The 21,867-nt window shown below is 64.4% G+C and carries 20 protein-coding genes; 5 read left to right on the top strand and 15 right to left on the bottom strand.

Annotated elements, in window-relative coordinates:
* Positions 1–39: 39 nt before the first annotated feature.
* The 8 genes from F600_RS0122485 to F600_RS0122450 form a co-directional block, all read right to left on the bottom strand.
* Positions 40–1,329 (bottom strand): FAD-dependent oxidoreductase, encoded by a 1,290-nt coding sequence (locus tag F600_RS0122485; protein ID WP_018162915.1) that lies wholly within the window; start codon positions 1,327–1,329, stop codon positions 40–42.
* Complete coding sequence (locus F600_RS32640; RefSeq protein WP_018162914.1) at positions 1,326–1,586, bottom strand: 4Fe-4S dicluster domain-containing protein; 261 nt, start codon at positions 1,584–1,586, stop codon at positions 1,326–1,328. Before F600_RS32640 ends, F600_RS0122485 begins: the two co-directional genes overlap by 4 nt.
* Before the next feature lie 2 nt (positions 1,587–1,588).
* Positions 1,589–3,769, bottom strand: a complete 2,181-nt coding sequence (locus tag F600_RS0122475) for a molybdopterin-dependent oxidoreductase (RefSeq protein ID WP_018162913.1) — start codon at positions 3,767–3,769, stop codon at positions 1,589–1,591.
* Positions 3,759–4,340 carry a TetR/AcrR family transcriptional regulator gene (locus tag F600_RS29400; protein WP_245541608.1) on the bottom strand — a complete coding sequence of 194 codons (582 nt, stop codon included), beginning with the start codon at positions 4,338–4,340 and terminating at the stop codon, positions 3,759–3,761. The genes F600_RS0122475 and F600_RS29400 overlap by 11 nt, the downstream gene beginning before the upstream one ends.
* A gap of 110 nt (positions 4,341–4,450) precedes the next feature.
* A complete protein-coding gene (locus F600_RS0122465; RefSeq protein ID WP_018162911.1) occupies positions 4,451–6,613 on the bottom strand; it encodes a 3-hydroxyacyl-CoA dehydrogenase NAD-binding domain-containing protein in 2,163 nt (720 codons plus the stop codon).
* A gap of 2 nt (positions 6,614–6,615) precedes the next feature.
* Positions 6,616–7,827: an acetyl-CoA C-acetyltransferase gene (locus F600_RS0122460; protein WP_018162910.1), complete on the bottom strand. Its 1,212-nt coding sequence runs from the start codon at positions 7,825–7,827 to the stop codon at positions 6,616–6,618.
* A gap of 49 nt (positions 7,828–7,876) precedes the next feature.
* The gene (locus F600_RS0122455) at positions 7,877–9,019 is read right to left on the bottom strand and encodes an acyl-CoA dehydrogenase family protein (RefSeq protein ID WP_018162909.1); all 1,143 of its coding nucleotides are present in this window, start codon (positions 9,017–9,019) and stop codon (positions 7,877–7,879) included.
* Positions 9,020–9,122: 103 nt separating this feature from the next.
* Entirely contained in the window at positions 9,123–9,590 is a 468-nt protein-coding gene (locus F600_RS0122450) for a hypothetical protein (protein ID WP_018162908.1), read from the bottom strand.
* A 204-nt stretch (positions 9,591–9,794) separates the two neighbouring features.
* Between F600_RS0122450 and F600_RS29395 the strand changes: the two genes are divergently transcribed.
* Together F600_RS29395 and F600_RS0122440 are read left to right on the top strand one after the other, a co-directional pair.
* On the top strand, positions 9,795–11,378 hold the full coding sequence (locus F600_RS29395; protein ID WP_018162907.1) for an HNH endonuclease signature motif containing protein: 1,584 nt from the start codon (positions 9,795–9,797) through the stop codon (positions 11,376–11,378).
* A 59-nt stretch (positions 11,379–11,437) separates the two neighbouring features.
* A complete protein-coding gene (locus tag F600_RS0122440; protein ID WP_051090897.1) occupies positions 11,438–12,688 on the top strand; it encodes a sensor histidine kinase in 1,251 nt (416 codons plus the stop codon).
* On the opposite strand, the gene F600_RS0122435 is transcribed toward F600_RS0122440, so the two are convergent.
* From F600_RS0122435 to F600_RS0122410, 6 genes are all read right to left on the bottom strand, one after another.
* Positions 12,689–13,327, bottom strand: coding sequence for a response regulator transcription factor (locus tag F600_RS0122435; protein WP_026306853.1), 639 nt, complete (start codon positions 13,325–13,327; stop codon positions 12,689–12,691).
* Positions 13,324–14,013, bottom strand: coding sequence for a TetR/AcrR family transcriptional regulator (locus F600_RS29390; protein ID WP_018162904.1), 690 nt, complete (start codon positions 14,011–14,013; stop codon positions 13,324–13,326). The genes F600_RS0122435 and F600_RS29390 overlap by 4 nt, the downstream gene beginning before the upstream one ends.
* 22 nt (positions 14,014–14,035) lie before the next feature.
* On the bottom strand, positions 14,036–15,019 hold the full coding sequence (locus F600_RS0122425; protein ID WP_018162903.1) for an AurF N-oxygenase family protein: 984 nt from the start codon (positions 15,017–15,019) through the stop codon (positions 14,036–14,038).
* A gap of 76 nt (positions 15,020–15,095) precedes the next feature.
* Positions 15,096–16,148 (bottom strand): LLM class F420-dependent oxidoreductase, encoded by a 1,053-nt coding sequence (locus F600_RS0122420; RefSeq protein ID WP_018162902.1) that lies wholly within the window; start codon positions 16,146–16,148, stop codon positions 15,096–15,098.
* A complete protein-coding gene (locus tag F600_RS0122415; RefSeq protein ID WP_018162901.1) occupies positions 16,145–16,525 on the bottom strand; it encodes a nuclear transport factor 2 family protein in 381 nt (126 codons plus the stop codon). The genes F600_RS0122420 and F600_RS0122415 overlap by 4 nt, the downstream gene beginning before the upstream one ends.
* Positions 16,522–17,739: an oxygenase MpaB family protein gene (locus tag F600_RS0122410; RefSeq protein ID WP_018162900.1), complete on the bottom strand. Its 1,218-nt coding sequence runs from the start codon at positions 17,737–17,739 to the stop codon at positions 16,522–16,524. Before F600_RS0122410 ends, F600_RS0122415 begins: the two co-directional genes overlap by 4 nt.
* Before the next feature lie 76 nt (positions 17,740–17,815).
* On the opposite strand from F600_RS0122410, the gene F600_RS0122405 reads away from it, so the two are divergent.
* Positions 17,816–18,481: a TetR/AcrR family transcriptional regulator gene (locus F600_RS0122405; RefSeq protein ID WP_018162899.1), complete on the top strand. Its 666-nt coding sequence runs from the start codon at positions 17,816–17,818 to the stop codon at positions 18,479–18,481.
* On the opposite strand, the gene F600_RS0122400 is transcribed toward F600_RS0122405, so the two are convergent.
* Positions 18,441–19,496, bottom strand: coding sequence for an AraC family transcriptional regulator (locus F600_RS0122400; protein WP_040632286.1), 1,056 nt, complete (start codon positions 19,494–19,496; stop codon positions 18,441–18,443). The two genes, F600_RS0122405 and F600_RS0122400, sit on opposite strands and share 41 nt — an antisense overlap.
* Positions 19,497–19,611: 115 nt before the next feature.
* On the opposite strand from F600_RS0122400, the gene F600_RS0122395 reads away from it, so the two are divergent.
* Together F600_RS0122395 and F600_RS0122390 are read left to right on the top strand one after the other, a co-directional pair.
* On the top strand, positions 19,612–21,081 hold the full coding sequence (locus F600_RS0122395) for an aldehyde dehydrogenase family protein (RefSeq protein WP_018162897.1): 1,470 nt from the start codon (positions 19,612–19,614) through the stop codon (positions 21,079–21,081).
* Complete coding sequence (locus F600_RS0122390; RefSeq protein ID WP_018162896.1) at positions 21,078–21,866, top strand: alpha/beta fold hydrolase; 789 nt, start codon at positions 21,078–21,080, stop codon at positions 21,864–21,866. The genes F600_RS0122395 and F600_RS0122390 overlap by 4 nt, the downstream gene beginning before the upstream one ends.
* Position 21,867: the final 1 nt, after the last annotated feature.

The following is a 21,867-nucleotide window of genomic DNA, read 5'->3' as shown; positions in this document are numbered from 1 at the left end:
TTCCGGCTTCCCGCTGCAGTCATGGTATCGGCGGAGCGCTCAACCGATCGCCAGGCTGAGCTGCTCAGCCGGGTCGCACACCTTCCGTCGTGGCTGGTTGGCGGCTCGGCCCAGACGACGTTCGTGATCGTCGAGACGAAGCCATCCTGCGGCGTTCACGAAGTCCGGTCGGCGTTCGCGGACGAGGCGTTCCACCTCCGTGGCAGGAAGGCCAGTGGCCGGTCCGGTCGCATCGGCCAGAAGTGTTCGCACAGTGTCGCGCGCGCACTTCTTGTTCGTCCCGATGATGCCGCGGGGACCACGCTTGATCCAGCCGGTGACATAGGTCTTGTCCATCCCGGCGACTCGCCCGAACTCATTCGGGATGACGCCGCGGCCGGCATCGAACGGGATTCCCTCGATCGGCAGCCCGAAGTAGCCGATCGATCGAAGGACGAGACCGGTGTCGAGCACTTCGCCGCCGGTGACCTGGACGCTTTCCACGCGTTCGCGGCCGCTGATCGCGAGGGGGGAAGTGGAGAACCGCAACACAATTCGACGATCGTGGCCGCGGAGCGGTCGTTCGGCGAACCGGCGGAGCGTGGCCAGTTTCCGGGACGAGGCGTTGGGCACGTCCGCCTGGTCGACCACGATGTCGACGCCGGGGAGGTCGCCGAGTTCTTCAAGCTCGGGGTTGTTGAATGCCGCGTGCTCGGGGCCCCGCCGACCCAGCAGGACGACCTCGCGAACTGCGCTGTTCCGCAGTGCCGCGAGCGCGTGCGGTGCGATGTCGGTGCGTTCGAGTTCGGCGATCGGCAGGGTGAGGATTCGGGCGACATCAAGCGCGACATTGCCGTTTCCGATGATGACCGCGCGCTCGTGGTCGAGCCGGAACTCCGCGTTCCGGTATTCGGGGTGGCCGTTGTACCACGCCACGAACTCGCGGGCCGACCATGACCCGGGTAGGTCCTCGCCGGCGATGCCCAGCCGGTTGTCTCCCGATGCGCCGATCGCGTAGATCACCGCGTCGTACCAGCTGCTGAGTTCGGACGGCAGGATGTCCCGCCCGATCTCGACGTTGCCGTAGTACCGGAACCCAGGACGATGGTGCAGGGCGTCGAAAACGGTGTGGACCAGCTTCTTCTCCGGATGATCCGGCGCGACGCCGTGACGAACGAGCCCCCACGGGGTCACCAGCCGGTCGAAGACATCGACCTCGATGTGCCGGTGAACAAGGTACTGGAGCTCGCCATTCAGATACGTACCGCCGGGGCCTTCGAGCAGGTGCGAGGCCGCATACAGGCCGGCCGGTCCGGCGCCGACGATGGCGACTCTCAACGGCGTACTCATCGGACCGTCGCAAAGTGGTCCGCGTTGATCGTGACGTACTCGCTCCATTTTTCCGGCAGCCGGGACTCGCTGTAGATGGCTCCGACCGGGCAGGCGCTCACGCAGGCCTCGCAGTCGATGCAACGCGACGGGTCGATGAAGAGCTGCTCAGCGGTGTCGAACGACGGGTCGTCGGGCCGCGGTTCGATGCAATCCGCGGGGCAGACCTCGACGCACGAGTAGTCCGCGACGCACGGTGGTGCGATGACATAAGCCATGGTCAGAACCCTTCCGTTGCGGTGACCCGCTCAGCTCGGATTCGAACGCCGTTCAGATGCGACATCCCGGCGAGCTGCTCGAGATCCCGAGGGTCGGTTGACATCAGCTCGTTGACGTTCACGCCGCCTTCGACGTTCGAGCGCCGCCACGTGCCGGTGCCCTTGTGGCCCCAACCGTGCGGCACGGCGACGACACCGGGCTTGATGTCATCGGTGACCATCACGGGGAGTTCGATCGCACCACTCTTCGACACGAGCCGGACCATCCCGTTGTGCACCAGACCCAGTTCGGCGGCGTTGTCGGGGTGCATGCGTGCGGCTTGCGGTGCGCGGGCGGCACGCATCGACGGCACGTTGTGCATCCACGAGTTCTCCGATCGCAGCTCCCGAAGTCCGATGAGATGCAGCGGGTAGTCGGGGTCGTCCTGGCGTGCCTGCAACCGCGCGACGTCCGCACGGATCTCCGGATGATCGAGATGGACCTTCCGATCGCGGTGCCGGACGACCTTCCGAAGGCGACCGACGGGTTGGCGATCGGCCAAGACGATCCCGTGGGGATAGCGCGTGATGAGGCGTTCCAGCGTGAGGCCACCGCGGCGCAGGCCGAAGAGATCGCCCTTGGGTCCGAGGCGGATGAGGCTGTCGAGGAGTCGGGTGGGAGTCAACGGCACGCGGGCGAACTCGGCGAGACGGGCGCCGAATCGGCCGGCTTTCAGCGGTACCGGCCGCGTGCCCAATCCGCGCGCGATTTCGTCGTAGATCTGCCATTCGGGGCGTGCTTCACCGGCGGGCGGCACGACCGCAGCGGTCGCCTGCAGGAATGGCTTGATGTAGTAGGTCTGGCTCGCGATCGCGAAGTCCTCACGCTCGTACATCGCGGTGCTCGGCAGGACGTAGTCGGCATGACGGTTGGTCTCGTTGACGTAGAGGTCGACGGCGACCATGAGGTCGAGTCCGTCGAGTGCCTTCTCGAGCGCGGGACCGCCCGGTGTCGAGAGCACCGGATTACCGGCCGAAACGAACATCGCCTTGATCTGGCCGGGGCCGGGCTCCGTCATCTCCGCGGTCATCAACGCGGCAGGTTCGGTCTTCAGCACCTCGGGCAGCCCGCCGATTCGGCTGCGCCAGCTGTTGACGGTGGCGGTTCCCGTCCGCGCCAGCAGATCCTCGAGGGGCGCGATGCTCGATTTGCCGAAGACCGCACCGCCGCGAGCATCGAGATTGCCGGCGACGAGGTTGACCGCGTCCATCAGGAAGTTGACGAGCGTGGCGTGCTGTCCCTGGCACGTGCCCAGACGACCGTATACGGCGGCCTTCTTCGAGGCGAGCTCGCGCGCCAGAGTGCGTACGGTCTCTGGTGCCACGCCGGTGTGGGATTCGGTCTGCTCGGGTCGGAAATCGGCGACGAGAGTGCGCAGCTTCTCCCAGCCGGTCGACGTGGCGGCGAGGCGCTTGAGGTCGGCACGGCCTTCACTGAAGAGAACGTTGAGGATCGAGAGAAGCAGCCACGCGTCCGAGTCGGGCACCACGGGCAGCCATTCGAAGTCCTGCGCGGTCTCGGTATGGCGAGGGTCGATCACGAGCACTCGGCCACCGCGCTCGACGATCGCATGCATGCGTTCTTTCAAGCGGGGAGCGCTGAACAGGCTGCCGTGCGAGATATGCGGGTTGGCGCCCAACACGACCAGCAACTCGGTGTTCTCGACGTCGGGTGTCGGGACAATCGTCAGCATGCCGTAGAGGAGGTGGCTCGCGACGAAGCGGCTGTTGGTGTCCTGCGAGCCCGCGCTGTAGACGTGGCGAATGCCGAGCGCGTCGGCGAGTCCGACGACCCAGATGGCGTGCGAATAGTTGAGTGCCGACGGGTTTCCAAAGTACAGCGAGATGGACTCGTTGCCGTGTTCCTTCCGGATCGCCTTCGTTCGACGAATGATGTCCTTCATCGCGACGTCCCAGCTCACCTGCTCGAATTCACCGTCGGCACGTCGGCGCAGCGGGTGGAGAACACGGTCCGGGTCGTTCTGAACGCCCGCATAGGCGATGCCCTTCGGACACGCGAAGCCTTGCGACAGGGGATGGTCCGGGTCGGCACGTAAACCCTTCAGCTTGTCGTTCTCGACGGTTGCAATGAGCCCACAGAACGGCTCGCAGATCCGGCAGAAGGTGACGTGTTCAGTGGCCATTGGACTGGGCCTCCGGGAGATAGGGGAGTTCTGGGGTGTCGTCAAGGATGGCGACCAGAGTCGTCGTCAGCAGGCGATGAGCGTGCTCGCGGGTGAGCGTCTGCTTGATGATCCATTCTCGCGCGGTCGCCTTGGCCAGCGCACCAAAGCAGAGAACAGCGACGTGTGCAATGCGCCGTGACTCGGTACTGCCGTTGAATTCGACGGCGTCGAGCACCAAGTCCGCCGCGGTGCGGTCGGCATCATCGAGAATCTGTGCAAGTTCGGCGTCGGCGGCAATGCCCTCGGCACCGACAACCGTCACCCAGGTGCGGCCGTAGCTCTCGATGGCCGACAGAAGCCAGTCGACGAGAAGGTCGATCCGCTCGACGACGGAGCCGCCGGGCAGGAGCGTGAAGTCCTCCGGATTGGGCGGCGTCACGATATGTCGGACCACGCTCAGATAGAGCTCGCGTTTGGTGCCGCAGTAGTGATTGACGAGTGCGCGAGCCACTCCCGCTTCGTGCGCCACCTCGGCGATCGACACGTCGGCGTAGGGCCGGTCACCAAAAAGCCGGATGGCGGCGGACATGATCTCAGTCCGCCGCGCATCCGGCCCCATCCGGTGCCATCGCGGTTCCTGCTCTGCTCCAGGGAGAGAGGAGTGAACAGTCATCGCAATGCTCGCCGTCGGTGATTTCGTCAGTTCAGGGTTTCGCCTGCCTGAGCCTTGGCACGAAGCGACTCCGACACCTCGAAGCGATCGCCGTACTTGGCCCGGAGCTCGTCGGCGCGAGCCACGAATCCGGCAAGACCACCTTCGTACTGGTTGATGTACTGAATGACACCACCGGTCCACGCTGGGAATCCGATACCGAAGATCGAGCCGATGTTCGCCTCCGCGACCGACCGGAGCACGCCCTCGTCGAAGCAGCGAACAGTGTCGATCGCCTCAGCGAACAGCATGCGCTCCTGCATGTCGATGAACGGAATGCCGTGGTCGTCCTTGGTGTACAGCGCGATCAGGCCCGGCCAGATACCCAGCTTCTTGCCGTCCTCGCTGTACTCGTAGAACCCGCGACCGTCGAGACGACCCGGACGCTTGTGGACGTCGACCATGGCGTCGACCAGCGGATATGCGTTCGACTCCGTCCAGCGCTTGCCCTCAGCCTGGAGGTTCTCCCGCAGCGAGTTCCGGATCTTCTGCTGCAGCTTCATGTTGATCTCGTCGGCGAGAGCGAGCGCGCCCACCGGGTAGCCGGCCTGCGTGCAGGCCTGCTCGACCGACGCCGGGTGCACGCCCTCGGCGACGAGCGAAAGGGCCTCGTCCATGAACTGACCGATGACGCGGCTGGTGAAGAATCCGCGGCTGTCGTTGACGACGATCGGGGTCTTCTTGATGGCGAGTGTGTAGTCGATCGCACGGGCGATCGCCTCGTCGCTGGTCTTCTCACCGACGACGATCTCCACGAGCGGCATCTTGTCGACGGGGGAGAAGAAGTGCAGACCGATGAAGTCCTCTTCGCGCTTCACGCCGGTCGCGAGATCGGTGATCGGCAGCGTCGAGGTGTTCGAACCGAGGAGCGCATCCTCGTCGACGTAGTCTTCGATCTGGGCGAAGACCTGCTTCTTGAGCTCGGGGCTCTCGAAGACGGCCTCGACCACGAAGTCGCAGCCCTTGGCATCGACGGCCTCAGCCGTCGGGAAGATGCGGGCGAGAACCTCGTCGCGCTTGGCCCCGGTGATCTTGCCCTTGGCGACGGCCTTGTCGAGAAGCTTCGCCGAGTAGCCCTTGCCGCGCTCGGCGGCCTCGAGCGTCACGTCCTTGAGAACGACCTCCATGCCGGCCATCGCCTGCACGTAGGTGATGCCCGCACCCATCATTCCGGCGCCCATGACGAGCACCTTCTTGGGCTTGCGGTATGCGATGCCCTCCGGCCGGGCCGAGCCCTTGCTGATCGCGTTCAGGTCGAAGAAGAACGCCTTGATCATGTTGCCCGAGACCTTGCCGAGTGCGAGGTCGACGCAGTAGCGGGTCTCGATCTTCGAGGCGGTGGCGAAGTCGACCTGGCTGCCTTCGACCATCGCGGCGAGGGCGTTGAGCGGCGCCGGCATGGGCGCGCCCTTGAGTTGTTTGCGAACGTTTGCCGGGATCGCCGGCAAGTTCGCGGCAAAGGACGGAACCGAGGGGGTACCTCCCGGAATCCGGAATCCCTTGCGATCCCAGGGCTGGGTTGCATCTGGGTTTGCGGCGATGAAAGCCCGCGCGGCGGCGAACATTTCCTCGGGGGTGGAGACCACTTCGTCCACGATGCCGATGGACTTGGCGGCGGCGGGCCTGTGCTTGGTGCCCTGGCCGATGACGTTCATGAAGCCGGGCACAACGCCGATCATGCGAGTGATGCGCGTGGCGCCACCGGCACCCGGCAGGAGGCCGAGCGAGACCTCGGGGAGGCCGACGACCGTGCCCTTCTTGTCGAGCAGGACGCGGTGGTGCGCGGCGAGGGCGACCTCGAAGCCGCCGCCGAGTGCAGTGCCGTTGATGGCGGCGACGACCGGCTTGCCGAGCGTCTCGATGCGGCGGAAGCAGTCCTTGAGGAAGTCGAGCGCGTCGCCGATCTGCTTCTCGTCGCCGGGCTTGGCGTTCATAAGGATGTTGAGGTCAGCACCGGCGAAGAAGGTCTCCTTCGCGGAGGTGATGATGACGCCGTCAAAGGAGTCCTTCTCGGCCTCGAGTCGTTCGACGGTCGCGCCGAGCGACGGACCGAACAGCTCGTTCATCGTGTTGGCCGAATGGGTGGGGTCGTCCATCGTCAGAACGAGGACGCGGTCTTCACCGATTTCCCACTTGATCATGTTGGTCATGTTCAGATCCGTTCGATGATCGTGGCGATGCCCATGCCGCCACCGATGCAGAGGGTGATGAGGGCGTAGCGGCCGTTGCGGCGCTCGAGTTCGTCGACCATGGTTCCGGTGATCATGGCGCCGGTGGCACCGAGCGGGTGGCCCATGGCGATCGCACCGCCGTTGACGTTGAGCTTCTCCTCGGGGATGTGCAGCTTCTTCTGGAAGTTCATGACCACCGAAGCGAACGCCTCGTTGAGCTCGAAGAGGTCGATGTCGTCGACCGTGAGGCCGGCGATCCGCAGCACCTTCTCGGTCGCCGGGATCGGGCCGGTGAGCATGATGGTCGAGTCGGCGCCGCTGACGGCGCTGGCGACAACCCGGGCGCGCGGGGTCAGACCGGCTTGTCGGCCGGCCTCTTCGCTTCCGACGAGCACGATTGCCGAACCGTCGACGATGCCGGAGCTGTTACCGCCGTGGTGAACGTGATTGATCTTCTCGACCCAGTGGTACTTCTGAAGTGCGACGGCGTTGAAGCCGCCCATTTCGCCCATCATCGCGAACGACGGCTTGAGGCCGGCGAGGTCTGCAAGGGTCGTGCCCGGGCGCATGTGCTCGTCGTGGTCGAGGACGATCTGGCCGTTGATGTCCCGCACCGGGACAACGGACTTGGCGAAGTACCCACCACTCCACGCGGCTGCGGCCTTCTCCTGCGAAGCGACCGCGAACGCGTCGACATCCTCGCGGCTGAATCCCTCAATCGTCGCGATGAGGTCGGCGCCGATTCCCTGCGGCACGAAGTAGATGTCGTAGTTGGTCTGCGGGTCCATCGCCCAGGCGCCGCCGTCCGAGCCCATCGGGACGCGGGACATCGACTCGACGCCACCGGCGATCACGAGCTGGTCCCAGCCGGAACGCACCTTCTGAGCTGCGGTGTTGACAGCCTCGAGGCCCGAACCGCAGAAGCGGTTGAGCTGGACGCCCGCAACGGTGTCCGGCAGTCCGGCGACCAGGGCAGCGGTCTTGGCGATATCTGCGCCCTGGTCGCCGACTGGGGTGACGACACCGAGAACGATGTCGTCGATCGTCGCCGGATCGAGCCCGGTGTGCCGGGAGAACAGCTCGTCGAGCAATCCGGTGACAAGCGCGACGGGCTTGATCCCGTGTAGCGCCCCGTTGGCCTTGCCTTTCCCTCGTGGGGTCCGGATGGCCTCGTAGATGAAAGCCTCAGTCATCTGATTCCTTGGTTAGGAGAGGTGGAACTCCTCTGATCCGCGTTGCGGATCAGAGGAAGCGGGCGATGAGGTCCTTCATGACCTCGTTGGAACCGGCGAGGATGCGCCCGATTCGACCGTCGACGAACATGCGTGCGATGGGGTATTCCTCCATGTAGCCGTATCCGCCGTGCAGCTGGAGGCAGCGGTCGACGACGATCATCTGCTGGTCGGACGTCCAGTACTTGACCATCGCAGCGGTCTTGACGTCGAGTTCGCCGCGCAGGTGCTTGGCTACGGAGTCGTCGACGAACGTGCGGACGACGTGCGCAATCGTCGCGACCTCGGCAAGCTCGAACTTCGTGTTCTGCATCGCGAACAGCGTCTTGCCGAACATCTGCCGGTTCTTGGTGTACTCGATGGTCTGTTCGACAGCCATCTCGCACGCGGCGGCCGCGAGAATTCCGACGATGAGACGCTCTTGCGGCAGTTGCTGCATGAGCTGGATGAAGCCCTTGCCCTCTTCGGGTCCGAGAAGGTTTGCGGTCGGAACGCGCAAGCCATCGAAGAACAGTTCGGAAGTGTCCTGCCCCTTCAGACCGATCTTCTTGAGCTTGCGGCCTCGCTCGAAGCCAGGGGTCTCGTTGGACACCTCGGCGACGATCAGGCTGACACCTGCGGCACCGAGGCTCGGGTCCGTCTTGGCGGCGATGATGAGCAGGTCGCACAATGCGCCATTGGTGATGAAGGTCTTGGCGCCGGAGATGACGTACTCGTCACCTTCCTTGATCGCCTTGGTCTTGATGTTCTGCAGGTCCGAGCCGGTGCCGGGTTCGGTCATCGCGATAGCGCCAACGAACTCGCCGGAGGCGAGCTTCGGTAGCCACCGCTGCTTCTGCTCTTCGCTCGCGTATGCGTGGATGTAGTGCGCAACGATGCCGCTGTGGACGCTGATGTTCATGGAAGTGTCACCGGCTTTGGCCTGCTCATCCATGAGTGCAGCCTCGTGCGCGAACGTGCCGCCACCGCCGCCGTACTCTGCCGGGATCGAAATGTTCAGCAGTCCGAGATCGCCGGCGCGGTTCCACAGCTTGCGGTCCGGTGCGCCGTTTTCAGCGAACTCTTCCCAACGTGGCGCGACTTCCTTCGAGAAGAATTCGCGTGCAAGCGCACGCAGTTCATTCAGTTCAGCAGTGAGATCGGAATCCGACACGACAGGCCTCCAGCCGGGTAAACATCGTCGTTATTGACCGTGTGCCAAATATGTTTGCACGTATTTGGCACACGGTCAATAACCATGCTGGAGGAATTTGCGATCAGCGCAGCGGCGGCAGGATCGTGTAGCTCGCGATCATGTTGGGTGAGCCCTGGTTCACTGACGAGAAGATGTTCCAGTGCAGGGGATTTGCACCGTCGACGCGAGTTCCCTCCGTGTCCGTGCGGCCGCCGTAGTTGTTGGCGACGAACGTGGCGGATGTGTCCTCCGACATGCCGTAAGTGACCTCGAAGTCGAACCCGCCGCGGTTCCAGGTTGATGCGCTGACTGTCTCGGTAGCGCCCGGCGCGAGCTGCTTCGGCGGTGCCACGATCCAGTCGCCGAAGGCGTTGTAGTCGCCGTCGAGAAACATCGTGTAGGCGGTGTTGTTGGTGATCGTCATTTCGATTGTCGCGGGGTAGTCGGGGACCAGCGCGGTCGCAGTGCCGGCCGCGGCGATTGTCGCAGTGGCGGCGCCGACGGTTGCGAGGCTTGCGATCGTGATTCGGGTGGGGCGGGTGTAGCGCATGTCGTGCTCCTTGGTTCTGCGCTGGAATTCGATGCATTGAGAATCCCGCGAACCGAGGCTGGGTGTTATCGCCCGACAGGGTGGTTGAGGAGGGGAGATGGGCGTCCTCCGTTCGGGGGAATCGATGCGTTGCGAGCCGCAGATTTCGCACATTCGTGCTGGTCAGGGCAGTACTTGTCACACCCCCGGTGTAAGTTCGTACATGTGTTCGATACGGATCTCGCCCCTGACACCGACTGCATGACGCTCGACGATCTCGTCCAGCTCGCGCAGGCGGAGAACGCGGCTGCGTGTCGGAAGGCAATGGCGGCGCATGAGTTTTGGAACTGGCAGATCGCGTCTGCTCCCGATCCGGTGGAGGTGCAGTTCTCGGCGATCACCGAGGTCGCGGTCGCGTTGGGGATCTCCAAGCGGGCCGCCGACTTGCTGGTGGAGACGGGGTCGCAGTTGTGGCATCGGCTGCCGTTGGTGCATGCGGCGTTCGAGGCTGGGGTGATTGACTACGCGTCGGTGTCGACGATCGTGTCCGTGTTCCGGGATGCGTGCGCCGAGACCATCGACGGGGTCGAGCCGCATCTCGTTCCGCTGGCGCAACGTTTGACGCCGGGTCCGTTGCGGCGCCGGTTGTGGGCGTTGTGGTTCGAGGTGAACCCGGAGGAAGCGGCCGCCGCTCGTGAGGTGAATCAGCGTGTGTCCCGGACGGTGTATGTGCGGCAGGAGGGCAACGGTCTTGCCTGGTTGTCGGCGTGCATCACGGATTTGGAGGGTCATGAGGCGGATCGGTTGATCAACGAGATCGCCGAAACCGTCTGCCCCAAGGACCCGCGCACCCGCAACGCCCGGCGCGCGGACGGCCTGATGGCGCTGTTGCATGGGGAAACGGTGTTGGTGTGCCGGTGCGAGGATGTCGACTGCCCCAAAGCCGGGGTCGAGCAGCCGACGCGTCGCAAGTTCCTGCTGCAGATTTTGATCGACATCAAAACGTTGTTGGCGCTCAAGTCGGGTGCGGCCACGTTGGATGACGGGACCCCGATCCCTGTGGAACTCGTGCGCGAGCTTGCCGGTGATGCGGCGTGGCAGGCGATCTTCGCTGAACTCGCCGCGCTCGCGGACAAGCCCCGCAGTGGGGATTCGCTGCCGCTCGTGGACTGCGGGCGCGTGCGTAAGCCCGCGTCCGTACCGGCAAAGCCGCTGGTGACACCGTCCCGGTGGTCGAACAGTGCCCTGAAATACAAGCCCGACGCGACCGTCGCGGCCGTGGTGCGGGCGATGTGCCCGACCTGCACCTTTCCCGGCTGCTGCGTGCCGTCCCGGGACTGCGAGTTGGACCACATCAACCCGTTCAACCACGACAACCCGTCGCTGGGCGGGTTGACGATCGTCAGCAACCTTCAACCCGTGTGCAAGGCCCATCACCAGCTGAAGACGAAGAAGCTGTGGGGCTGTCGACGCGTGAAATCGGGGGTGATGTGGACCTCGCCGAACGGGTTGACCCGGATCACCAGAGCCGGACCGTATCCGGCGAACCTCGCACCCAACCTCGATCAAGAACTGGTCGAACCTGACACTGGCGGCTGGATTCATGCCGACGACTTGGAAGCCGAACTGGATCACCCGACGTGGTGGGAAATCCATATCGGACCCGAGGTCCCGGGTCCAACGCTCAACGACATCGCCCTCGCGGACGACCCGGCCCAGCAGCAAACACTGCGGTCTTTGAGGAGGCTCTACATGCAACACCGCCAGGTCCAAAACCTGAGGGAATCCCTTGAGCCACCACCGTTTTGAACCGATTCGCGAGGAATCGGTGAGTTACTGATGGTCTGTACCGTGAGAGAGGGTCCAACGTGAGAACTGCGGCCACGACTGCCAGGGACACCACTGCCAGCGCTGATCTCAATCGCGTGCGCATCGAGTTCGGGCTGCGCGGCGCCGACCTGCAGGTCGCCCTTCGCGTGGTGCTTGTCGCCTTTCTCGGTCTGACCTTGCTGACCAATCCGCCCAAGTCGTTCGCCCATATCAGCTGGGCATTGGTCGGTGGCTATGCACTTTTCGCGGCTGCCTTCGCTGTGTGGGCCGTGAAGGTCCGCTCACGGACCTCGGGCTGGGTCGACCTGCTGTTGTTCGTCGACCTGGGCGTCATGGCGTTGCTCACCCTGATCACCGGTACGAGTGCGAGGGATTGGGGAGAAGACGCGAGTTGGGCCGCCGACATCATTACGAACGCACTCTTCGTTCTCCCGGTTCTCGCGTGTACTCAACTGCGGCCGTGGATCGGTGCATTCGTCGTCGTCCCGACCGTCGTGACGTTCTTCCTGGCGAGCTGGATCACCCAGGACTCGAATTCGGAGCCGTGGTCATCGATCTGGCTGAGCACGCTGGCCCTCGCTGGAGTGGGCCTTGCCGCGGTCGGCTTCTGCGCAATCCAGAGCTCGCGGGTGAAAACCATCAGCGGTCTCGTCTCGAGTCGAACCGCGTTGCTCGGTGAGGTGATGGGTATCGAAGGACGGGAACGTCAGCAACTCTCCGAGCAGCTGCACGATGGCGCCCTACAACTGGTACTCGCGGCGCGGATGGACGCGAACAATCTCCGCGACGAGCCCGATCCCGATGCGGTGGAGCGAATCTTCAAGGCGCTCACCGAGTGTTCGAAACTGCTTCGAACGACGGTTTCGGAACTTCATCCGGCTGTTCTGCAGGCTCTGGGTCTGTCTCGTGCGCTATCCGAGCTGGCGCGAACAACGCAGGCCCGGGGGATTGCGGTCGAACTCGACAGCGCGGGGTGGACCGATGGACCGACGGAGGCAGACGGCTTGTTGTATGGCACCGCGCGGGAACTGCTGAGCAACGTCGTCAAGCATGCCGGCGCCACCACGGCGTATGTGACGCTCGACCAAACTGAGGGGTTTGCCCGACTGACGGTTGCCGACGACGGCGTCGGAATGTCGGAGGCAGATCGCGAACGAAGCCTCAAGGGCGGGCACATCGGACTGGCGTCACATGAGCTCCGCCTCGTTGCCGCGGGTGGCAGCCTGTCGATCCATCCGAGGTCGCCGTCGGGCACCGAAGTGCGAGTCGAGGTACCGCTCGAAAGCTGATCAGTCCAGCAGCTTGCGGCGCATCGCCTCGGCCACGGCGGCGCCGCGGTCGGCGACGCCAAGCTTTTCGTACAGACGCTGGACGTGCGTTTTCACCGTCGACGGTGCAAGGAACATGTGCTTGCCCATTGCCGGGATCGACATGCCCTTGGCGATGTAGCCGAGGACTTCCTTCTCGCGCTCGCTCAGCGATGGCCCCGAAGGCTCTTGGCGTTTGCGCACCTCGCCGATGAGCCCCATCGCAAGAGCCGGCGGCAGAACGTCTTTGCCCTTCGACACGTCGATCACGGCATTGATGATCTCGAGTCGGCTCGATTCCTTCGGAAGGAAGCCGGCGGCGCCGTCCTGCAGAGCCTGGTAGACGACCTCGGACTCATCGTGCGCCGACAGCAGCAGGACGCGCGTCTTGAGCGCATCGCGCTTGACCGCGGATGCGACACCGATGCCGTCGATATCAGGCATTTTGTAGTCGACAAGCGCGACGTCGGGGGCGTGTTCGCGGATCAGGTCGAGCGCTTCGCGTCCGTTGTCCGCAGTGCCGACCACCTCTATCTGTGGACTTGTGCCGAGCGCCCGAACAACGCCATCACGGAACAAGGGATGATCATCTGCCACGATTACCCGCACTTTGCCGGTCATGTGATCAGCTTTGCAGCGGCAGCGATCGGACGGTCCGGATCGATCGAAATTCCGTGTGCCCGGGCGTGCCCGTCAACCTGGTACCAGATCGACTTGCTGATCACGTCGACGAGTTCGTCCGCCGAAGGAGAGCGTGGTGTGCGGTGTAGCCACGCGTGCACCGTCCCGTGCACAAAGCTGATCAGGCCGAGTACCAGGGGTTCCACCGACGCTTCTTCGGCGTCGGTCAACGACACGGCGAATGCAGCGGCACCGATCCGGATCATGGTGGTCACGCCCGCAGTGAGTTCTCCCACGGTGCCGGCCAGATCGCCACTACGGCTCATCGCCGCTCGCTCGGCGACGAGGTGCAGCTTCGGATGTTCGTCGGCCCACTGCACGTACGCGCGGACGATGTTGCGGGTCGCATCGGAAACTGATCCGGTTGCGGAGATGTGCGATTGCAGGCGGGCGCCCAGGCCCGCGAGCACATGCGCCCGCAACGACCGGTCCAGATCCGCCTTGTCGGTGAAGTGGCGGTATATAACTGTGCGGCCGACGCCGGCTTCATGTCCGATCTGCTGCACGTGGATCTCGGCACCGAGCGGCTCGCGCTCGAGAACCGCGACGGCAGCATCGAGGATCTTCGTCCGGCGTTCGGCGTTGTGGTTCTCCCACCGCGTGCGTCTGCCGTCCTCCTCCGTCATGGAGCAGACATTAACCCAGTGATCACGCAGACCGAGCATGCAGCGGCAAGATGGCAAGTCGCTCAGGCTCGCCGCGGTAGCGCGACGGGCGGCCGCTGATCCCCATCAGCTTCCATACCCGGCGTGACACCGGGTTCATGAGCCCGATGTCGCGGGCCAATGCGCGGGCGTCGGAGAACATCTCCGGTCGTCGGGCTTTGGCCTCGGCGCCGTGCCGGAACACCTGTCGCACAACGCGCTGCGGCACCCCGGCTTCGGTGGTGATCTCGCGAGTCGGATAGATGATCAGCTCGGACGCGACCCGCATGGTGATGGGGAACAACACCGAGAGCAACGTCTTCCGGATCGGGTCGAGGTGCGGCACACGCTCGTTGAGGTAGGTGTGGGCGAAGGAGATGTGTCGGGCTTCCTCGGCGATGTGGATCTGCATGATCCGCTCCAGGAGTGGATGTTGCTCCTTGCCGGTACGCAGGATCGACTTCTGGACGTGGTCGATCGGCTCCTCGCCGGCGAGCACCATCGTGAAGAACCACTCGGGGAAGAGCGTCGCGACGAGCGGGACCAACGGTCCGAGCAGTCGGACGCTTTGCCGCATGCCCGGAACGTCCATTCCGCTCCGGTTGACGAACTCCTGGAACATCTGCGTGTGGTGGGTTTCCTCGGTCGCCTCGTGCGTGCAGTACCGGAACTCGGGCGACCCGTTGGGCAGGGAGAAGACGTACTGCATGAGACCGCGGATGAGCAGGTTCTCGAATTGGAGTCCGACCTTCACGACGTTGGCCTGACGCCATAAGCCGATCGCGACCCGCTGTTCGGGCGACAGGGAGCGGTACCACTCGCTTGATCCGAGCGGGTCGACCTCGGGGAGCTCCCACCGTGGGTCGTCGGGATTGATGGCGAACTTCGGGTTGTCCCAGTCGATGTCTGCGAAGGCATCGAAGTGGGTGTGCACGGACCCCTCGGACAGGGTCTGCAGAACCTGGATATAAGACGGTGCAACAGTCATGGGTTGCCTCCAGGGCATGACGTCGATGTCAAGGTTATCGCTACATCGTGTCACGCATAAACTGGAGTGGCAAGGGTCAGCTTCGGATAGCCGCAATCCGCCGCAGTTGTTCGACCTGGGCGGGGCCGCCGGTGGCGACCGGGATCAAGATCAACGTGTCGACGCCGGACTTCTCGAACGCCGCAAGCCGTTCCCGGACGACGTCCTCCGGCCCGCAAATGCAGGTGAGGTCGATGAGTTCCGTGGGAAGCGCGGCCGCGGCCTCGTCCTTGCGGCCGGAGAGGTAGAGATCCTGTACGCGCTCAGCCGCTTCGCCGAACCCGAAGCGCGCGGCAAGTTCGGCGTAGAAGTTGTTGCTTTTCGGACCCATTCCGCCGACGTACAGCGCCATGAGTGGCCGCATTGCATCGCGCGCTGCGTCGATGTCGTCGTCGACCCGGATCGGAACCTGGGGACACACGGCAACCTCCGACGGATTCCGTCCAACTCGACGGGCACCCTCGCGCAAGGGCTCGCACAGCGATTCGACGTGTTCGGGGGAGAAGAACGTCGGAATCCAGCCATCCGCGATCTCTCCGGTCAATGCCACGTTCTTGGGGCCCAGCGTCGCGAGATAGATCGGAATCGGCTGCTGGACCGGGCCGATGGTCAGTTTGAGCGCCTTGCCCTTGCCGCCTGGCAGCGGCAGCTGCACACACTCGCCCTGGTAGTTGACCCGCTCGCGGGCCAACGCCATTCGCACGACCTCGAGATACTCGCGAGTGCGCTGCAAGGGTCGGGCGTAGGGAGTGCCGTACCAGCCCTCGGACACCTGCGGTCCGGAGAGCCCGAGCCCGAGGATGAAACGTCCATCCGACAATGTGTCCAGCGTGGCCGCGGCCATTGCGGTCGCGGTGGCCGGCCGCGCCGGGATCTGAATAATCGCCGTACCGAGCCGGATCGTCGTGGTGGCGGCGGCCAGCCAGCCGAGCACGCTCACCGCATCGGACCCATAGGCCTCGGCGACCCACAGTGAATCGAATCCCAGGCGTTCGGCTTCGACCGCTATCGCCCGCTGATCGTCCTTGGTGAATCCGAGGCCCCAATATGCGACGCTGACACCGAGCTTCATCTGGTCATTCTCGGTCATCGGGCACGCGCGTTGGCGGCGATCTGTCGACCCACAGCTTCGGCCACGGCGGCCAACGCCTTCAGCGGTCGGACCATGACAGTCAGTTCCGCAACTGTCCCGTCAGGGCCATAGCGGACGAGGTCGACGCCCTCGAGTTGTAGATCGCCGACCCGGGCGGTGAAGCGCAACATCTCATCGTCGCCGTTCCGCAGTTCTGCGATGTAGCGAAAGTCCTCGAAGACCTCAAAGACCGCCCGCAACACAACCAGCGTCTGCTCGCGGCCGCGGTACGTCGTGAACACCGCCGGACTGTGAAACTGCACGTCGGCATGCAGTACGTCAGCAATCTGGGCCGGATCGCCGCTTTCGACCGCGGAGCGGAAGGAATTGGTCATGCCGCGCGGGTGAGGTGGGCAGCCGATTCGCCGATGGTCGGGCGCTCGCCGATCATCGTCACCATCAGGTCCTGCATCTCGCGCCAGCCACGTGCGGCGGCACGATCCCGCCCACCCGGAAGAACGATTGCCGCAGTCGAGCGCACGAAGTTGATCGGGAAGCGGACGACCGGGTACCACGGCAGCACGTACGGCGACAGCCCCAGCGTTCGCATTGCCGACGGGCCGAGGAACGTCTGTGTAACCGACAGGTGCTGGTTCTTCGCGATGCGTCGACGCAGCCACTGGAAGTGCTTGTAATTCCAGATCAGTGGGTCCTCGGCCATCGGCTTCGACAGCATCTGAGTGGTCTCGTCCGGGTTCGAAAGGGCCGCAAGGGTGTTGGCGAGCAGGGCGACTGCTTCGCGAGAGTTGCGCGGCAGCCATTGCTCCTCGACCCCGATGAGCCAGCCGACGTAGCGGGTCATGTGTGCCGACGCCTCGCTCTCCGCGGGGCTCGCGAAGATTCCCATCCCCAGGCCGCCCAGCCCGGGTGCGACGAGCGCACCGAGGAGGGTCGCCAGCATGTCGGTTTGGTTGACCGGAATGCCCCAGTCTTCGGTCCGCCAGTCGGGCATCTCGGCGACATACCGGCGCACCATTGCGTGGATGAGCCGCACCCGGATCGTGGACTTGAATCCGATGCCGCCGGGGTGCAATCCGTCGTCGTGCATGAGATCCATCGCCCACTGCATCGTTTCGGCGAACCGCCGGTTCGACCCCTTCTTCAAGGCGCCGGTACGCAGAAGCGTCTTATTGAAGCCGGAGAACATGTACCCGCCGAGGAGGGACACGTCGCGGGCGACGTAAAGGCCGTCGGCTCCGCCCGATCGGAAGACGACCTGGGCACGCCGAATCTTGTCCCAGTCGACCCAGTCGGGTGCGTTCTCGACGAGATCAAAGAAGTCGCGCAAAGGTTCGGGCGCGTTCGGCACGCTCGCAATGCCGTTATCCAGCGCCTGCTCGAACATGCGACGGCCCTGACCCATGCCGACCGAGTGCATCCACTCGACGACGCGGTCCATCGGTTCGTCGCCGACCAGGAGCGATTCGCCGAGCTGTCGCCACTGTTCTTCGGACGGCGGCTCGGCGCCAATGATGTTGGCGAAGATGCGGACCACTCCGGGAATCGGAAGCGGACGGGCCGGGTGACGCGTCGGAACGGCTGCGTTCATGCGCTGCTCTCCTTTGAGCGGACGTATTGGATAACGCCTGTGTTCCAAAGGTAGGGCCAGAGTAGACTCACCGTCAATGGGGCGCGCGGAAGTTGTTCGGGATTACGGCGGTGTCAGTGCCGACGACCGTCGCGCCGAACGACGCCGCAAATTGCTTGACGCGGGCCGGCGAATATGGGGTGAATCCGGCATCTCCGAGGTCACGGTGCGCGGCGTCTGCACCGCATCAGGCCTTACTCCGCGCTACTTCTATGAGCAGTTCGACAATCGGGAAGCGCTCCTCGTGGCGATCACCGACGAGGTTCTGAGCGAACTGACTGCCGTCCTTTTGACGGTTGGCCTCGGTGAACCAGGCGGTGTCGAGCACAAGCTTCGCGCGGCGTTCAAGGCGTTTCTCGATGTCGTCGAAGGCGATCCGCATCTCCACCGCATCGTCGACAGCGACGTTGCCGGCGTACCCGGCCTGCTCGAACGACGTGGTCGATTCCTCGACTCGATCCTCGAACTGGTCCTCGAGCACGGTCCACGGTTGCTCGATCTAGGGGAGCCCGATCCGGCGCTGCTTCGGCGCGGAGCGACCTTCATCGTTGGCGGTGTCAATCAGGTCATCGAATCGTGGCTGCACGAACCGGACGGGGCGACGACGGCAGAGGTCGCCGCATCCTGTGCCGCAATGTGCCTCGCCGTCGTCCGGACTGACATCAGAGACGAGTTCGGACGGGACCGTCAGTCTCGCGCATGAATCGCGCGGGTGTCGTGCCCGTCCATCGCTTGAAGGCATTGATGAAACTCGACGCCTCGGCATAGCCAAGCCGAACGGCCACATCGTCAACAGACAGCGCGCCGGTGACGAGGAGTTCCTCGGCCAACGTCCGGTGCACTTCGTCGGTCAGCTGCCGGAAGCTCGTGTTCTCTTCATCGAGCCGGCGGCGTAGGGTGCGTTCGCTCATGGTCAGCGCCCGCGCGACGCGGCCGATCGTGTGCTGACTGCCGTCGATCTTGACCAGCTGTTCCCGGACAAGTCGGGCGACACCGGAGCGACTTCGGCGACGCATCACCAGTTCCTCGCACTGCGCTTCGCACATCGCGACCGTCATCGGGCTGGCCTGTGGAAGCGGGAGGGCCAGAAGGTCCGCCGAAAAGGTCGCGGAGGTCTGTGGAGCGCCGTATTGCGGTGTGACGTCGAAGAGTTCGAACTCAGGCAACGATTCGCGCGCAGGAAACCCGAACGACAACGTTTCGAGGGGGAGCTGTGTGCCCACGATGTCGGACATCACCATCGCCATCGAGGTCAGGTCGCGAAGGGTGAGAAATTCGGCGACCGGGCCGGAGATGTCCGGCAGTGCGAGCTTCAAACTGGCCGTGCTGCCCGAGACTTCGATCGTCGGCAAACAGAACGCGAAGGAGAGTTCGAAGTAGCGTGCGGCGACGCGCACCGCATCACCGAGCGTCGGGCTCGTGAGGCACGCGAAGCCGAAGATTCCCAGCATGCTCGCGTGGTACTTCGCACCGATCGACAGTCCGAGTCCGGGCGGATTGTCGAGTAGCCGGAGCAGGTTTCCGACGACCACGAGCTCTTGCCGCGCGCCGACCATCCGTTCGCCGTTGGCGAGGTCCGGTTCGGTGAGGCCCGAGCCCTCGAGAAGGTCGTCGGGACTCAGCCCGTGCTCGACTCCGCAGTCGACCAGAAGACCGACGCTCGCGGGATTCCGCGGGAAATCCCAGTGCGGGACCTCGGCGGCAGCGAACACAGGCACGTCGATATCTTATGGCCGAAATTCTCAATTTGGTGGCCGCGATGCTCTCTGGTGTCTAGAGAGAAAAGGAGGAGAGTTGAAGTGTTCCCGTCTTCAGTAAGAGGTGTGCCCGCAAATGACTGCGACCTTGGAAACCTTCGAGTCGACCAATCCCGCTACCGGTGACGTCGTCGGTTCGTTCCCCGTGCAATCGGCCCAAGAGGTCAACACCACTGTCGAGATCGCGCGCGGCGCGGCCGACTGGTGGGGAGGCCTTTCCTATAAAGAGCGCGGCAAGCACCTCAAGCGTTGGGCCGCTCGCATCACTCAGAATGCCGACGAGCTGGCTGAACTCATCCACAAGGAGAACGGCAAGCCGCTCGAGGACGCGCACCTCGAACTCGCCCTCGCGCTCGAGCACATCGGCTGGGGTGCGAACAACGCCGAGAAGAAGCTCAAGTCCGAGTCGGTTTTCCCCGGCCCGCTGATGGCCAACTTCGAGGCTCGCATCGAATACCGCCCGCTCGGTGTCGTCGGTGTCATCGGACCCTGGAACTACCCGGTCTACACCCCGATGGGCTCGGTCGGCTACGCCCTCGCCGCCGGCAACACGGTCGTGTTCAAGCCCAGCGAATACACCACCGCGGTCGGTGTCTACCTCGCGGACGCGTTCCACGCGGCCAACCCGGATGCACCGCGCGGTGTCCTCGAGGTCGTGACCGGCAAGGGCGCCACCGGCGCCGCACTGTGCCACGCGAATGTCGACAAGATCGCCTTCACCGGCTCGACCGCGACCGGCAAGAAGATCATGGCCGCGTGCGCGGAGAAGCCGATTCCGGTGGTTCTCGAACTCGGTGGCAAAGATGCCCTCATCGTCGCCGACGATGCTGACGTCAAGGCTGCGGCGGATGCCGCCGTCTTCGGCGGATTCGCCAACGCTGGACAGACGTGTGTCGGTGTCGAGCGGGTGTACGTCGTCGAGTCGGTTCGCGACGAGTTCCTGGCCGCGGTCAAGGAAGAGCTGTCGCACGTCAAGGCGGGCGTGAGCTACGGCCCGATGACGATGCCTTCGCAGAAGGAGGTTGTGCGTCGGCACGTCGAGGACGCGCTGAAGTCCGGCGGCCAGGCGTTCGCGGGTGGCCTGGATTCGATCGGGGATCGGGTCATCGAGCCGGTCATCATCCTCGATGCCGACGAGAGCTGCAGCGCAGTCCAGGAAGAGACCTTCGGCCCGACGCTGACCATTAAGACGGTCAAGGACAACGACGAGGCGATTCGCCTCGCGAATGGCACCGAATTCGGCCTCGGCTCAACCGTCTTCTCCAAGAAGAACGGTATGAAGATCGCGCGCCAGTTGAAAGCAGGCCAGACCTCGATCAACGCCCCGCTCGGCTTCGCGGCCATTCCGGCGCTGCCGTTCGGCGGTTCGGGACAGTCGGGCTTCGGCCGGATTCACGGCGAGGCTGGCCTCAAGGAATTCGCTCGTCCCCACTCGATCGCGCGCCAGCGTTTCGCGATCCCGGGCTTCGCGCTCCTGACCTTCCGCCGCACCAAGTTCGCGTTCGATCTCTCGAAGAAGATCGTGCACTCGATGCACCAGGGATGAGCGACGTCTCGTTCTATCGCGCGGGTTCGGGAACGCCCGTCGTGATGGTGCACGGTCTCGGCAGTCGATGGCAGCTCTTCGAGCCGATCATCGACGCCGTGGCCGCGCATCACGAGGTGATCGCTGTCGACTTGCCCGGCTTCGGTGCCACCCCGTCTGACCCCACGGTCGCGCCCGGACCCCGCGGGTATGCGGAGTGGCTCGCCGGCTGGCTGGCCGACCAGGGGATCACCCGCCCACACGTCGTCGGTAGTTCGATGGGCGGCGGGGTCGCCCTGGAAATGGGCCGCAGGGGTACCGCCTCCCGCGTCACCGCGTTCTCGCCGATCGGCTTCTATGGCCTGCCCGGCCGACTATGGGTGCAGCGATTCCTCACGGCAGCGCGTGGAATCGGCACGGTTGCTTCATCGCCGGTGCAGACTGCGCTGGGAACCCCGGCCGGGAGGGCCGCCCTCCTCGGGGCGTTCTACGGGCACCCCACACGGGTCGCGACGGACTATGGGCGCGACGACATGGCCGGGCTCGTGCACGCAGAATCCTTCCCACAGGCTCGAGACAGCTTCACCGAGTTCGTCTTTCGCCCAGGCGACGACTTTGGTGACCTGCGCCGAATCCCCACCACGATCGCCTGGGGTACTCGCGACGCGATTCTGATCCATCGCACGCAAAGCGCGCGGGCCCGAAAGGTCATGCCCTTCGTACGGCACATCGATCTCCCAGGCTGTGGTCATCTGCCGTTCTACGACGACCCGACGCGGTGCGCTGAAATAGTGCTCGACAACTGAT

The sequence above is a fragment of the Smaragdicoccus niigatensis DSM 44881 = NBRC 103563 genome, assembly GCF_000380645.1.
GTDB classification, from domain to species: Bacteria; Actinomycetota; Actinomycetes; order Mycobacteriales; family Mycobacteriaceae; genus Smaragdicoccus; species Smaragdicoccus niigatensis.
This window is presented reverse-complemented; position numbering and strand designations above follow the sequence as displayed.